The organism is Microvirga vignae, assembly GCF_001017175.1.
Taxonomy (GTDB): domain Bacteria; phylum Pseudomonadota; class Alphaproteobacteria; order Rhizobiales; family Beijerinckiaceae; genus Microvirga; species Microvirga vignae.
The window spans coordinates 38,052-51,493 of sequence record NZ_LCYG01000064.1; the positions used below are offsets into that span (position 1 = coordinate 38,052).

A 13,442-nucleotide genomic window follows, 5' to 3' on the forward strand; every position below is an offset into this window, starting at 1 on the left:
GATGCCGCCGGGGAATGGATGTGGACCGAGCTGATGATCCGGCGAAGGACCTGCTCCTGTCAGCGCGGCTCGCGTTCCAGGTTCAGGAAGGCCGGATCGAATTCGGCGACCTCTTGCAGCCGCGGCCAGTCCTCGATGGTGACGGTCTCCCCGCGCCAGGTGACCAGTTCCTCGGCTCGAAGCTGCTGGACGATCCGGTTCACGTGCACGGTCGAGAGCCCCAGCACATCTCCAAGCTCTGCCTGCGTCAGAGGCAGCTCGAAGCTCATGTCTTGGGTCAGCCCCACCGTTTGCAGGCGCAGGAACAGCTCGCACAGGAGATGGGCGATCTGGTTGAACGCCGGACGTCGGCCCATCGCCACCAGCCACTCCCGATGGGTGGCGGCATCGATCAGGGTATGCAGCCACAGCAGCCGACCCAGGTGGAGGTACCGGTCGGTGATCGTGCGCAGGGTTGCATGGGGAACCAAGCCGATCCGGCAGGACGTGATGGCCACGACGCCGTGATCCATCGTCTTCTGGATGTAGCTGTGCAGGTCGACGAAGTCGCCCGGGACGTGCAGGGCCGTGATCTGGCGCTTGCCGGCCCGCAGCAGCTTGTAGCGGGCGGCGAAGCCGTCGAGGAGCACGATGCTCTCGGTGGGACGATCGCCCTCCCGTACCAGATCCTCATCGGCCGAAACCTCTCTGACCCGGGCGACGGCATCGGTGAGGACCTGCTTCTCCTCGTCCGAGAGAACATCATACCGCTCCAACCTGCGGATCAGCCGGGCGATCACGGGCGCGTTCCTTCCAAGCTCCTCATCATCCTCCTCTGTGTAGCAGAGGTGCGGCCAAGGTCACAATCTTGGCGGGATCCGGCGGGTGGTCAGGATCGAGGTTTTCGGACGGTGCGTGGCCTTACTCCCGACCTTCCGCAGGGTACTCTGTGGTGAGCGCGAGGGTGACCCGCAGAACTGTTCGTCCTGCCTCATCACGGACGCTGACCACAAAATCGCGCGGATCACCACCATGAAGCCCGTCCTTGGCCATGTCGGCCACAGCGGCTCGAGCTTCGGTCTTGGCCGCTTCGATGTCCGCCAACTCCGTCCCGACGTCATCGACGGTCCGGAAGACGCCATAATCGGTATCGAAGAAGAAGTGGCGCATGGGCCCCTTTGCACCTGGGAGCAGGGGCGCTCCATCCGGCTCGGCGTTCGAACGAGGGTCGGTTCCCTGAGATCGGCGTTCCGCTTCCTCTGCCAGCAGCTCCCACTGCTTGGCCGTCTCAAACAGGTGGCGGCGGGCATCGTTGATCGAGATCTGTCTGGCGAGGGTTCGCGCTTCCTCAGCCAGCCGGCGATACTCGGCGGCCTTGTCATGAGAGGGGACGTACACGGCCTGGACCCCTTGTGTGGAGCATCACGTGGTATCAACCACCAGATGCAGCCGTCGTTCACCGCTTAACGAGAGTTTCCGCTTGTCTGGGCCGCAGCAGGCCTGCGTGCGCTATGACTTGTCGAGCTTGGGAGCAGTTCGGGGATCATTGGGGTAAACCGGTCGGTCGAGCAGGCTGCGGCTCTCCTCGAGCACGCGCTCGGCCTCTTGAACCCACTGCTTGGTCCGCCGCACAGCCCGTCGCGTCGCACGCAAGCGCAGGTGTGTCCGATGCCGATTATGCTCTAACTGGCTCATGGCCTGGATCATAGGCCGGCGGGCCGCGAGCGGCATTGACCTAAGCTAAAAAGCGGTCGGTTCTTCGGCCAAGGGATCTATCAGGCTTCAGGTGCGACTTTCAGGAGGGCGGCCTTGAACCTTCTCCAGCACCTCGTAGGCCTGCGCGACCAGCGTGAGATCGGCTCTGGTCTGGTGCCATTCCGCAAGGGTCTCCCGCAGCTCCGCCAGAAACCGCTCCGCCTGGGCCGTATCGTGCCCATCGGCCCGCAACTGCTCGATCAGGAGCATCTGCTTCGTCACACGCCGCTCGCCTTCAGCAATGAGCTGCTCAAACCTCGCTCGATCCGTCTCTTCCTTGCGCTGGAACGCCTCGTAGTCAGGCATAAGCCCTCCTCCGCTCGATGGGAGCCGTGTGTCGTGACAAGCGCGCCACCCGTCAAGCTGTTCCAGCAAGGGTTTGCCGCAAGTCATCGGGGCTTGCCAAGACTTCTTTGGACTTCTGGGCCGATCCAGCGCATCATGAGTTATCACCGGCCGGTCGGATCCCGTGGGCGCTGGTGGCTGAGAGAGACGCGCGCTCCCGCCTGCAAGGCTTCAGGAGCGCCGCCATGGCCGATCTCGCGCAAGAGTATGCCCATCTGATCCTGGCGGATCGTCACCTGGCTGAAGGCCGGCAGCGGGTGGCCGACCTGGTCGCCGACATCGAGCGGCTGAGCCGGCAGGGTCACGATACGACCCTGGCCGAGAACCTACTGACGACGTTCGAGCAGACCCTGGTCCAGTGGGAGGACCACCGGGTGGTCATCCTCGATGCCATCGCGCGTCGGGAGAGGTCCGCCCGCTGATCCTCGGCGGGAGGCGGAAGGTGCAGGCACTTCGGCCAGCAGCTTGCGGGAGTGCTCGATGGCCTCTCGGGCGCGGCGGATCTGCTCCTGATCCCACGGACGCTGAGCCCGTTGGGCCGCGATGAGATGCTGCAAAGAGGTTGGAGGAAACGGGACAGGATCACTCTTGGCCATGGGAGCCACCCATCAAGCTCATTCCTTGTTTGACCACAATTCTAAATCGTGTCGGCCATTCCATAAACCGCCTGATCCAAAATTTCACCTCCGATCCCGCGAACCTGGAATGTCGGGAAATGGCACGGGGCTGACCTAAGCCGAAGTTCCGCGAAGGGAGGGTGAAGCAGACGTTCATACGGCAGCGCTTAAGGGCAGTGCATGACCCTAAGCGGCCCTTCCGGCTGACGGTGGACCACCAGTCGTCCCGCAGTTTACCCGCCGGCCGAAACGCGCCATGCTGCGGCTCTTGGAGAAGCTTTGCGGGGGCATCCATGTATCGCCATCACCTTGCGCCCATCCTCGCGCTCGGGTTCCTCGTGGACCTCGTCACTGGCGCGGCACAGGCGACCGAGGGCGGCGCCAGCCTCTTCATTCCCGGCGGCCACGGACCCGGGGCGGGCATCGTCCCGCCGCCCGGCTTCTACTTCGCCAACGACTTCTTCGCCTATTCCGGCGAGCTCACGGGCGGCCGCCGGATCCAGATCGGCGGCGCGGTGCTGGCGGACGTGCAGACGGAGGTCAGGGCCGACTTCCTGACCGCCACCTGGGTCACGCCCCTGGAGATCCTCGGGGGGCGCACCGCCATCGGGATCAGCCTGCCGTTCGGTGTGCCTCGGGTCAGCGCGGGCGTCCTGATCGAGGCGCCGCGGGTGGGCCGCACCTTCGCGTTCAGCCAGCGCGACGACTCGTTCGTCCTGGGCGACCCCGTGGCGGCGGCCCTGATCGGCTGGGATGCGGGCAAGTTCCATTGGCAGGCTGGCACTACCGTGAGCATTCCCGCCGGCGGCTATGAGGAGGGCGAACTCTCCAACCTCGCCTTCAACCGCTGGATCGGCGACGTCTACGCTGCGCTCACCTGGCTAGACCCGGAACTCGGCCTCGACCTCTCGGGCGCCGTCGGCTTCGAGTTCAATGGCGAGAACCCCGACACGGACTACCGGAGTGGCAACGCCTTCCACATCGATGTCTCGATCAGCAAGAACCTGACCAAGGAGTTCTCGGTCGGGCTGCTCGCGGGCTACTACGACCAGGTCTCCAGCGACACCGGCGCGGGCAATCGGATCGGTCCCTTCAAGGGCCGGGTGACGGCGGTCGGCGCCACGGCCGGGTACGACTTCACGGTTGCCGGCACCCCGGTCTCCGCCCGCATCAAGGTGCTGCGCGAAGTGGATGTCGAGAACCGCCCCCAGGGCACCATCGGCCTGTTCACCGTCGGCTTCCCGCTCGGCGCGCCGACTGCTCCTGCGCCCATGCGGCCTGTCACCGCAAAGTACTGACGGACGCCTCATGAAGACGTGAATGGCAGGAGACGTCTCCCAGTGCGACTTCGCTTGCCACCCTGGCTGGGTAGGGTATCCTAGTAACATAAGTTAAAGTCCTGCGTCCGACCTTGGCTCCCGGCGAGCCGCTTTCGATCGACGGCTTCGTCGACGTCGCTCCAGTACCTGAGTGGTTGCGTCACCCCAGGGAAGAGCCCATGGACCTGCAAAACAGCCACTGCTGCGCCGCCGAGGGCATCGGCCCCTTCTGGAATAGATCTACACTCGTCCTCCCGCTCCGATCTTGATGTCCCAACCAGGAGACCGTCATGACGTTGAACCGCAGAGATACCATCGGCCTGCTTGCATCCGCCTCAATCGCGCCGATGGTGGCACCGATTGCGCAGGCACAGACCAGCACTCAGGCAGGTACCGGCACGGTAGGCTCGGCGTCGCCCAAGCCGCCGACCGAGTTCACCAAGGCCGCCAACAAGCGCATGCTCGACATGCTCCCGTTCAACGACCGCACCGACTTCGAGGATGCCCAGCGCGGGTTCATCGCCAACGTTCCAGGCAACGTTCTCAAGGACGCCCAGGGCAAGGTCGCCCTCGACTTGGCAAAGTTGCAGGTGCCGGCCGACGCCCCGGCACCGGACACCATGAACCCGAGCCTGTGGCGGATCTCGCAGCTCAACAGCTTCGCCGGCTTGTTCAAGGTGGTCGACCGCCTCTACCAGGTGCGCAACCTCGACATCGCCAACTTCACCATCGTCGAGGGCGAGACCGGCCTCATCGTCATCGATCCCACCATCTCGACCATTGCGGCCAAGGCCGCGCTCGACCTCTATTTCGCCCATCGGCCGCGCAAGCCCGTCACGGCGGTCATCTACACCCACAGCCACCTCGACCACTTCGGCGGCGTGGCGGCCGTGACGACGGCGGAGGATGTCGCGGCCGGACGGACCAAGATCATCGCCCCTACCGGCTTCCTGGAGGAGGCCGTCAGCGAGAACGTCTATGCCGGCAACGCCATGCTCCGGCGAGTCATGTACATGGCCGGCGCCCCGCTCGGGCGGGGGACTGGGGCGGCGCAGACATTGGGGACCGGCCTCGGAACGGAATCGACCGATACTCCGCCGACGCTGATCCCGCCCACGGACCTGATCACCGAGACCGGACAGAAGATGACCATCGACGGCCTGGAGTTCGAGTTCCTGATGGCCCCGGGCAGCGAGGCGCCCGCCGAGATGCACTTCTACGCTCCGGCCCTGAAGGCCCTGTGCACGGCGGAGAACGCCTGCCACACCCTGCACAACTTCTACACCCTGCGCGGGGCCAAGACCCGCGACTCCGCCAAGTGGGTCAAGTACCTCAACCAGACCCTGGAGATGTGGGGCGGCCAGGCCGAGGTGCTCTATGCGCCGCACCACTGGCCGATGTGGGGCAACGCGGCGATCCGCCAACACATCGAGAACTACCGCGACGCCTTCAAGTTCATCCACGACCGCTCGCTGCATCTCGCCAATGCCGGATACACGCTGCCGGAGATCGGCGAGCTGGTGCAGTACCCGCCGGAGCTCGAACGGAATTGGGCAACGCGCGGCTACTACGGCACGGTGAGCCACGACGCCCGAGCGGTGTACAACTTCTATCTTGGCTACTTCAGCGAGAATCCGGCCGAGCTCGCCCCGCTGCCGCCCGTCCAGGCCGCTCCCCGGTATGTCGAGCTCATGGGCGGGGCCGATGCCATCGTGGCCGCCGCGCAGAAGGCCTACGACACCGGCGACTACCGCTGGGCCGCGCAACTGCTCCAGCACGTAGTCTACGCCCAGCCCGACCACCAGGCCGCCCGCTACTTGCAGGCCGACGCGTTTGAGCAGCTCGGCTATCAGGCGGAGGCCGCGACCTGGCGCAACATCTACTTCGTCGGCGCCCAGGAGCTGCGCCAGGGCCTGCCGAAGGTGACCCCCGACCTCGCGGCCTCGCCCGATCTCGTGCGGCATCTGCCGCTGGAGATGGCCTTCGACAGCCTCGCCATCCAAGTCGACAGCGAGAAGGCGGCGGGTAAGACAATTACGATCAACTTCGAGGTCGACGATACGGACAAGGCCTACGCCCTCGTGCTGCGCAACCGCGTCCTGAACTATTCTGGCAAGCCTGCGGCCTCACCGGACCTGACGATCACGGGCAGCAATGCCGCCATCGTCGCGGCCCTTCTGGGCGGAAAACCGGAGGAGGTGATGGCAAACGGAACGCTCAAGGCCGAGGGCCGCACGGCGGCGCTGGGCGAGCTCGTGGGCGTGACCGCCGTTCCCGAGTTCTGGTTCCCGATCGTGACGCGGCCGGCGTGGAAGGCCTAGGAGGCTCCGACTGACGGTATCACCATGGCCCTCATCGACATCTTCGCCTGGATCGTCCTTCTCGTCACAATTGGCACGTTGATTGCCGTCATTGTGGCACTCGGCATGATGCCGGGCCGCATTGCCCGCAAGCGGGGCCACCCTTGGCCGGAGGCGGTTGCCATCGGGAGCTGGGCCACGCTGGTCTTCGGCTTCGTGTTCTGGCCGCTGGTGCTGATCTGGGCCTATGTCGACGTACCGGAGCGGCGGGAGACGTCCAAATGATCGTCGTCCTGCTCAATGGCTACATCGCGCTTCTCGCCCTGTTCGTCTGGCTTCGGTTCATTCCGCTCAATACGTTCTGGAAGCTGTCGCCCGTCCTGGTGCTGTTGGTCCTTCTCGTCGGCCTGTTCATCCCGATGGGCTGGGGCGCGCCCTCAGGCCCGGTGGTGGTAGGGCGCAACTCGGTGCAGATCATTCCTTCGGTGACGGGCGAGGTCGTCGATGTCCCGATCGCGGCCAACACGCCCGTGAAGGAAGGCGACGTTCTCTTCCGCATCGATCCGACCACCTACCAGGCCCAAGTGCAGACCATCGAGGCGCAGCTCAAGTTCGCCGAGCTGCGCCGCTCTCAGTTCTCCGAACTCCAGAGCCGCGACACCGGGCGGGCCTTCGACGTGCAGCAGCGGGAATCCGAGGTTGAGCAACTGCGGGCCCAGCTCGAAGGCGCCAAGTGGAACCTCGACAAGACCACCGTGCGGGCCCCCGCCGACGGCTACGTCACCAACCTGGCCCTGCGCAAGGGCGCTCGGGTCACGGCGCAGGCCCCCGTGATGGCCTTCATCGACACCTCGGAGACGATCTTCGGGGTGGAGATCCCGCAGATCTATGCCCGTTACGTCGAGGTCGGCCAGCCCGTGGAGATCAGTTTCAAGACCTTCCCGGGTGAGGTCTTTCCCGGGCGTGTCGAGACGGTGTTGCAGGCCATCGCGACGGGACAGGCACAGGTGAGCGGCCTTGCCGTCAAGCCATCGGAGGTGCAGGCGGCCCCGTTCGTGGTCCGCATCCGGCTTGACGATCAGGAGATCGCAAGGCGCCTGCCGGCCGGGAGCATCGGACTTGCGGCGATCTATACCAACCACGTCAAGGCGGCGCACGTGATCCGTAAGGTCGTGCTGCGGCAGACCGCCATCCTGAACTACGTCAATCCATTCTGACTCAGCTTCCTTGTGTCGTCCCCGTCTGAGCGCGTATTCCCCCGCACCAGAGACGCACCCCTTGATCCGCAGATCCTGAAGGACCTCTCCTAGCACTCCTGAGACGTAATCGCCTGGTTCGCCTTGGCGGTCATGAGCCGACATTCGTTGGGCGACCGGAAGGTGAAAGATTGACCCTGAGCAGATCTTAGCCCGGAGCACACACGTCGTATCTGCTTGGCGGGGTCTCTCGACAATAATCTTCCTGAATTGAGCTTCGCTGCAAGGCGGGCTTTGTCTCGCCCTAATACAGGAGCCGGGCTCGGATTGTCCCCTCCATAGAGCGGATCTCCTCAAGAGCATCTTGGCTCTGCCTCGGCTCCCCTTCCGCTTCAATTACCACATAGCCGAGTTCCCCGTCTGTCTGCAGGTGCTGGGCCGTGATGTTGAGGCCGCGGTTTGAGAATGCCTGGTTAAGGCGCCCGAGCATGCCGGGCACGTTCTGATGGATGTGGATGTAGCGCGTGCCCGCCGGTCGGCGCGGCAGCTGCACCTGCGGGAAATTCACGGCGCCAATCGTTGAGCCGACATCCGAGAAATCGACGAGCTTTTTGGCAACTTCCTCCCCAATCCGCTCCTGCGCCTCCTGGGTGGAGGCCCCGATGTGCGGGGTGAGGATCACGTTGTCGAGACCCTGCAGAGGCGATTGGAACGGCTCCTTATTGGAGGCGGGCTCGACGGGAAACACGTCGACAGCGGCTCCACGCAGATGGCCGCTCTTCAACGCCGCCGCGAGAGAGTCGAGATCGACCACGGTGCCCCGACTGTTGTTGATCAGGAATGCCCCCTTCTTCATCGCAGCGATTTCTCCGGCACCGATCATGCCATGCGTAGCAGGCGCCTCAGGCACGTGGAGGCTCACCACATCGCTCTGGCCCAGGAGGGCCTGCAGGCTCTCGGTCGGCTCCGTGTTGCCATGCCGCAGCTTGTCGGTGTGATCGTAGAAGATAACCCGCATGCCCATGGCCTCTGCCAAGTACGATAGCTGCGAACCGATGTTCCCGTAGCCCACGATGCCGAGTGTCTTGCCGCGCACCTCGTGGCTGTCGGCCGCCGACTTGTCCCAGCCGCCAGCATGGGCGGCGACAGACTTCGGGAAGACACGCCGGAACAGCATGATGATCTCACCCAGCGTGAGTTCGGCCACGCTGCGGGTGTTGGAGAAGGGCGCGTTGAAGACCGGGATGCCGGCCAGGCGTGCGGCATCAAGATCCACCTGGTTCGTGCCGACGCTGAAGCAACCAACCGCGATGAGGCGGTCGGCGGACGCAAAAGCCGTCCTGGTTAGCTGCGTCCGCGAGCGGATGCCAAGCAGATGGACACCTTGCAGGGCCTCCCTCAGCGCGTTCTCGTCCAAGGCCGTCTTGAGATAGATCAGGTTTGTGTAGCCCGCCGCCCGCATCAGGTCGATGGCACTATCGTTGACACCTTCCAGCAGGAGAACCCGGATCTTATCCTTTGGAAGCGAGAGTAAATCGGTCATCAAAATCTCTTTATTTTATGCCGGAAAAATGAATGGTTCCGACGATCCTGCCGGGTGGAACTCGCGCGGAGCTGGTCGGCCACATATCTCGATGGGCGTGTGACAGCCGCAAGCTGTTATTCTGCCGCCGCTCGTTTGTTCTGGATATCTTGAGGCGCCTTTTCCTGGCGCTTGGTCCGAACGGCCGTCTTCAGCGTGCTTAGCTCCGTGAGGTGTTGCCTCATGAAGTCTGACGCTTCGATCCTTTTATCTGCGAGCAAGAGGTCTAGCAGATGGACGTGCTCCCGGCAGCGGCCAATGGCGCTCTCGCGGTCGAGCATTTGTCGGTAGTCGATCAATCGCCGAACGCGGTCGATCCGCTTCAGGGCGTCGATGAAGAAGCCGTTCTGGCTGCATTCGATGATGGTTTCGTGCATGCCGCTGTTCAGCTCGAAGAGCTTTGCATCCGAGACCTCCCAGATCCCCCCGTCGATGAGCCACTGCTGCTGCTCCCTGCAACGCTCCAAGGCAGGGCGGTTCAGGGTGAAGCGGGGCTCAAGAATGGCCGCCGGCTCGATCAGGAGACGAAAGCGGTAGCTGTCCTCGTAGGCCTGCAGGGACGTCAGCACGGGGAGAAAGGCCCAGCCGTGTCCGGGGAGACGCTCAATCCAGCCTTCGTTTGCGATACGCCGAAGAATTCGCGTCAGGCGTCCTCGGGTGAGACTGTAGCGGCGCAGCAGTTCGTTCTCGGTGATCCTTTCCGGGAGCCGGCCGTTGAGCCTGTCGTCCGCGATCTGGAAATAGACCTGCTCGTCATCATCCGTCGATGACGCCTCAAGGGTCGCAGGGAGCATGCCCTCAGGCTTTGCGATCACGAAGCCGCCACGCTCGGTTGGACGAACGATGCCCGCCTCTTCAAGTAGGCGCAGGGCGCCTCGGATAGGTGATCGCGAAACGCGGAACAACTCCGCCAGCCTCCGCTCGGTCAGGCGCTCGCCCTCTCCAAGCCCTTCTGACCGCATGTGCTCAACGATACGGTTGGCAAGCTGGGTAATGAGTGGTGTCGGCTGCATGGTCCACTGGCTGCTCAAGTGACCGTCCCTTCTGCCACAGTCCAACTGACAAATCCAACCATACATGGTTTTTCATGCTTGCATAATACCAAAAACTACTCTATCTGGTATTTTGGAAGGTCAAAAAACCATACAAGAGTTGCGGCCGGGAGAGGAAACAATGCCTGAGAGCGTCCATAGCAACGCTTTAGAGATGCGCACCCACGCTGCGGCCGCTCCCGGTTCGGCTCAGCCTAGTGACATGTCCCGGAGGACCAGCCGGCCCCGCACTGCGGTTCCCCCGGGCGCATGCGACTGCCACGTTCATGTCTTCCAGCCGGAACGCTTCTCGTATGCGCCGGATAGGACGTACACGCCGGGCGCAGCACCTGTGGAGGGACTCGACGTCGTCCGGAAAAGCCTTGGCATTAGTCGGGTCGTGCTCGTCCAGCCTAGCGTCTACGGCACCGATAACCGGTGCCTTCTTTCCGCCCTCGCAACCTTGGGGCCCGACGTGGCCCGCGGTGTGGCTGTCATCGATCCCGAGACCGTGAGCGATGTGACTCTCCACGAACTCTACAAAGCCGGTGTCCGAGGGGTGCGGGTCAATCTGGAATCGAAGGGGGAGCGCAATTCGGGGCTTGCTCTCAGCGCCATCTCTGCGACGTCCGAGCGGGTCGCGCCCTTCGGGCTCGCGGTTCAAGTCTACGCGGACCTGAGGCTCATCGCCGACATTGCCGACGACATCGCCCAGTTGCGGGCGCCGCTCATCTTGGATCACTTCGGAGGAGCCAAGGCGGCCTTGGGTGTTGAGCAATATGGCTTCCGAGCCCTGACCGAACTGCTCCGTGACAACGCCGTATGGGTGAAACTGTCCGGTGTTTACCGCGCCTCTCAGGACAAGCCCACGTTCAGCGACATGCGTCCCATCGCCGAGGCGCTGATCGAGGCAAATTCCGAACGCCTCGTTTGGGCATCCGACTGGCCCCACACCGGCGGCCTCGCTGAGCGGGCCGCGCGCCAGCCCACCGACATCGAGCCGTTTCAGCAGGTCGACGATGCGCACGTGCTCGACCTCCTCGGCGAGTGGGTGGGAGATCCCGCTCGGCGCGACCGAATCCTGGTCGACAACGCGGCCGAGCTCTTCGACTTCGCATGATCACAGCTGGGCTGGGGGGCTCGACAACAGTGGACCTGGGAGGACGACACATGATCGGCAACATCTCATCTGGCTTCGAGACCCTTCGGAAGCTTGGAGGAGCAGTATTGCTCTCGGCAGGGCTTGTTGGGCTCGCTTCACCAGGACTGGCCCAGACCTATCCCGCCCGCAATATCACCTTCGTGGTCGGCTATGCCGCAGGCGGAACCGGCGATGTGATCGCGCGTCTGGTCGCGCAGAAGCTTTCCGAGTCTCTGGGCAAGTCGGTCGTGGTTGAAAACCGCGCCGGCGCCAGCGGCGGCATCGCGGCCAGTGGCGTGGCGCGGGCCGAGCCCGATGGACATACCATCCTCGTCGGCCAAAGCGCGGAAATTGCGATCAACCCGCACCTCCTCAAGGGGCTTAACTACAACCCCGACAAGGACCTGATGCCCATTTCGCTCGGGGCCGTCGTGCCGCTTGGATTGGTCGTGCCGGGGAAGACGCCTTACTCGACTCTGGCAGAGCTGGTCGCTGGGGCAAAGTCCTCTCAAAAGGGTCTCTCCTATGCGACAGCCGGCGCAGGCACCCCGAGCCACTTTGCCGGTGAGCTCCTCAAGCTGAAGACGCAAAGCAACTTGACTCACGTTCCCTACAAGGGGGCGGGTCCGGCGCTGAACGACATTCTAGGCGGCCACGTCGACATGTATTTCTCGGGCCTTCCGGCTGCGATGCCGAACGTCAGGTCCGGAAACATGAAGCTTTTGGCGGTGTCGTCCGAGAAGCGCAGCGCGAGCGCGCCCGATGTGCCGACCGTGGCCGAAGCGATCAACGCGCCAGGGTTCGACATCACGCTGTGGATTGGTTTCTTCGCGCCGCGCGGCACGCCGAACGAGATCGTCACGCGCCTCAATGAGGAGATCAACAAGATCCTCGTCCAGCCCGACATCAAGGAACGGCTTCTCTCGGAAGGTGCGGACGTGACGCCGATGTCCGTGGAGCAGTTCTCCATCTTCGTGAAGACCGAAAGTGAGAAATACGCCCAGGTCGCCAAACAGACCGGATTGAAAGCGGAGTGACGCGAAGTCCCGGCCCCATTGCTTGAAACCATTCTCGGAAGGTTGCTGAAATGAAAATCCTTGTCCTCCCCGGCGACGGCATCGGCCCTGAAATCACCGCCGCCACCATCAAAGTGCTCCAGGTCGTCGACGCGCAGGTCGGTATCGGCCTTAGCTTCGAGCAACATGACATCGGCTTGGCCTCGCTGAAGTCACAGGGTACGACGTTGCCAGATGAGGTCATGGAGCGCATCCCGCAGATGGATGGCGTCATCCTTGGGCCCGTGTCGCACTACGAGTATCCGTCAAGGCAGGAAGGCGGCATCAACCCTTCCGGCGAGCTCCGCGTCAAGTTCGAACTCTATGCCAACGTGCGCCCCTGCCGCTCGCGCGAGGGGCTGACGATCCTGCGCAAGCCCATGGACTTGGTGATCGTCCGGGAAAACACGGAAGGATTTTACTCGGACCGCAACATGTTCGCGGGCAGCGGTGAATTCATGCCGGATCCTGACATGGCCTTCTCGATCCGCAAGATCACGGCCAAGGCTTCGTCGCGAGTGGCCCAGGCAGCGTTTGAGTTGGCACAGGGGCGGCGGAAGAAGGTCACCGCGGTGCACAAAGCTAACGTGGTCAAACTCTCGGACGGTCTCTTCCTGCGCGAAGTCCGCAGGGTCGCGCAGGACTTCCCTGACGTGCAACTGGAGGAACTGATCGTCGACGCGGCTGCGGCCCACCTTATTCGCACTCCGGACCGCTTTGACGTGATGGTCACCACCAACATGTTCGGCGACATCCTGTCCGACGAGGCCTCGGAGCTGTCTGGCAGCCTCGGGCTAGGAGGATCGATCAACGCAGGCGAGTCCGTCTGCGTCGCCCAAGCTCAGCATGGGTCTGCTCCGGACATCGCCGGCAAGAACGTCGCCAATCCGACGTCCCTCATCCTATCGGCTGCAATGCTGCTCGACTGGCGCGGACACCGCGATGGTAATGCCGATCTCACAAGGGCAGCTGCCCTTCTTGAAGCTGCAGTGGAGAAAGTCCTGGATAACCCGGCGACCCGCACCCGCGACATTGGTGGCAATCTCAACACCGACGCGTTCGCTGAGGCTGTGTGTGCCGCCATCGCTGCCGCGAGCGGCTCCAACAAGGCTGCCTGAGTCC

The 13,442-nt window shown here is 63.6% G+C and carries 14 protein-coding genes; 8 read left to right on the plus strand and 6 right to left on the minus strand.

Annotation, left to right across the window (positions count from 1 at the left end; all coding sequences use genetic code 11):
• Positions 1-59: 59 nt before the first annotated feature.
• The 4 genes from AA309_RS23340 to AA309_RS23350 all read right to left on the minus strand — a co-directional run bounded on the left by AA309_RS23340 (position 60) and on the right by AA309_RS23350 (position 2,040).
• Positions 60-779: a Crp/Fnr family transcriptional regulator gene (locus AA309_RS23340; protein WP_047191431.1), complete on the minus strand. Its 720-nt coding sequence runs from the start codon at positions 777-779 to the stop codon at positions 60-62.
• Between the two features lie 121 nt (positions 780-900).
• Entirely contained in the window at positions 901-1,377 is a 477-nt protein-coding gene (locus AA309_RS36770; RefSeq protein WP_052954946.1) for a DUF6894 family protein, read from the minus strand.
• A 111-nt stretch (positions 1,378-1,488) separates the two neighbouring features.
• Positions 1,489-1,674, minus strand: a complete 186-nt coding sequence (locus AA309_RS34575) for a hypothetical protein (RefSeq protein WP_150117710.1) — start codon at positions 1,672-1,674, stop codon at positions 1,489-1,491.
• Positions 1,675-1,761: 87 nt separating this feature from the next.
• On the minus strand, positions 1,762-2,040 hold the full coding sequence (locus tag AA309_RS23350; RefSeq protein WP_200902036.1) for a hypothetical protein: 279 nt from the start codon (positions 2,038-2,040) through the stop codon (positions 1,762-1,764).
• A gap of 224 nt (positions 2,041-2,264) precedes the next feature.
• Here AA309_RS23350 and AA309_RS23355 point away from each other — a divergent pair, with 224 nt between their 5' ends.
• The 5 genes from AA309_RS23355 to AA309_RS23380 all read left to right on the plus strand — a co-directional run bounded on the left by AA309_RS23355 (position 2,265) and on the right by AA309_RS23380 (position 7,532).
• On the plus strand, positions 2,265-2,501 hold the full coding sequence (locus AA309_RS23355; protein WP_047191432.1) for a hypothetical protein: 237 nt from the start codon (positions 2,265-2,267) through the stop codon (positions 2,499-2,501).
• A gap of 488 nt (positions 2,502-2,989) precedes the next feature.
• Positions 2,990-3,994: a SphA family protein gene (locus AA309_RS23365; RefSeq protein ID WP_047191434.1), complete on the plus strand. Its 1,005-nt coding sequence runs from the start codon at positions 2,990-2,992 to the stop codon at positions 3,992-3,994.
• 311 nt (positions 3,995-4,305) lie between these two features.
• Complete coding sequence (locus AA309_RS23370; protein ID WP_047191435.1) at positions 4,306-6,336, plus strand: alkyl/aryl-sulfatase; 2,031 nt, start codon at positions 4,306-4,308, stop codon at positions 6,334-6,336.
• A 24-nt stretch (positions 6,337-6,360) separates the two neighbouring features.
• Positions 6,361-6,600, plus strand: a complete 240-nt coding sequence (locus tag AA309_RS23375; protein WP_047191436.1) for a DUF3302 domain-containing protein — start codon at positions 6,361-6,363, stop codon at positions 6,598-6,600.
• Positions 6,597-7,532: an HlyD family secretion protein gene (locus AA309_RS23380; RefSeq protein ID WP_047191437.1), complete on the plus strand. Its 936-nt coding sequence runs from the start codon at positions 6,597-6,599 to the stop codon at positions 7,530-7,532. The genes AA309_RS23375 and AA309_RS23380 overlap by 4 nt, the downstream gene beginning before the upstream one ends.
• Positions 7,533-7,815: 283 nt before the next feature.
• Here AA309_RS23380 and serA read toward each other — a convergent pair whose 3' ends face one another.
• Entirely contained in the window at positions 7,816-9,054 is a 1,239-nt protein-coding gene (serA, locus tag AA309_RS23385) for a phosphoglycerate dehydrogenase (RefSeq protein ID WP_047191438.1), read from the minus strand.
• 116 nt (positions 9,055-9,170) lie between these two features.
• The gene (locus tag AA309_RS23390; RefSeq protein WP_047191439.1) at positions 9,171-10,106 is read right to left on the minus strand and encodes a GntR family transcriptional regulator; all 936 of its coding nucleotides are present in this window, start codon (positions 10,104-10,106) and stop codon (positions 9,171-9,173) included.
• A 160-nt stretch (positions 10,107-10,266) separates the two neighbouring features.
• Between AA309_RS23390 and AA309_RS23395 the strand changes: the two genes are divergently transcribed.
• Genes AA309_RS23395 through AA309_RS23405 form a run of 3 tightly spaced genes read left to right on the plus strand, consistent with a single transcriptional unit; the run spans position 10,267 to position 13,438 of the window.
• The gene (locus AA309_RS23395) at positions 10,267-11,244 is read left to right on the plus strand and encodes an amidohydrolase family protein (protein ID WP_160310530.1); all 978 of its coding nucleotides are present in this window, start codon (positions 10,267-10,269) and stop codon (positions 11,242-11,244) included.
• Positions 11,245-11,294: 50 nt separating this feature from the next.
• A complete protein-coding gene (locus AA309_RS23400) occupies positions 11,295-12,302 on the plus strand; it encodes a Bug family tripartite tricarboxylate transporter substrate binding protein (protein ID WP_047191441.1) in 1,008 nt (335 codons plus the stop codon).
• 50 nt (positions 12,303-12,352) lie between these two features.
• Positions 12,353-13,438: an isocitrate/isopropylmalate dehydrogenase family protein gene (locus AA309_RS23405; protein ID WP_047191442.1), complete on the plus strand. Its 1,086-nt coding sequence runs from the start codon at positions 12,353-12,355 to the stop codon at positions 13,436-13,438.
• Positions 13,439-13,442 lie beyond the last annotated feature (4 nt).

Excerpts from the sequence above, each read along its gene's own strand:
- AA309_RS23405 (WP_047191442.1), top strand. The coding sequence starts at position 12,353 with ATGAAAATCCTTGTCCTCCCCGGCGACGGCATCGGCCCTGAAATCACC.
- AA309_RS34575 (WP_150117710.1), bottom strand. The coding sequence starts at position 1,674 with ATGAGCCAGTTAGAGCATAATCGGCATCGGACACACCTGCGCTTGCGT.
- AA309_RS23395 (WP_160310530.1), top strand. The coding sequence starts at position 10,267 with ATGCCTGAGAGCGTCCATAGCAACGCTTTAGAGATGCGCACCCACGCT.
- serA (WP_047191438.1), bottom strand. The coding sequence starts at position 9,054 with ATGACCGATTTACTCTCGCTTCCAAAGGATAAGATCCGGGTTCTCCTG.
- AA309_RS23400 (WP_047191441.1), top strand. The coding sequence starts at position 11,295 with ATGATCGGCAACATCTCATCTGGCTTCGAGACCCTTCGGAAGCTTGGA.
- AA309_RS23365 (WP_047191434.1), top strand. The coding sequence starts at position 2,990 with ATGTATCGCCATCACCTTGCGCCCATCCTCGCGCTCGGGTTCCTCGTG.
- AA309_RS23350 (WP_200902036.1), bottom strand. The coding sequence starts at position 2,040 with ATGCCTGACTACGAGGCGTTCCAGCGCAAGGAAGAGACGGATCGAGCG.
- AA309_RS23355 (WP_047191432.1), top strand. The coding sequence starts at position 2,265 with ATGGCCGATCTCGCGCAAGAGTATGCCCATCTGATCCTGGCGGATCGT.
- AA309_RS23380 (WP_047191437.1), top strand. The coding sequence starts at position 6,597 with ATGATCGTCGTCCTGCTCAATGGCTACATCGCGCTTCTCGCCCTGTTC.
- AA309_RS23390 (WP_047191439.1), bottom strand. The coding sequence starts at position 10,106 with ATGCAGCCGACACCACTCATTACCCAGCTTGCCAACCGTATCGTTGAG.
- AA309_RS23370 (WP_047191435.1), top strand. The coding sequence starts at position 4,306 with ATGACGTTGAACCGCAGAGATACCATCGGCCTGCTTGCATCCGCCTCA.
- AA309_RS23375 (WP_047191436.1), top strand. The coding sequence starts at position 6,361 with ATGGCCCTCATCGACATCTTCGCCTGGATCGTCCTTCTCGTCACAATT.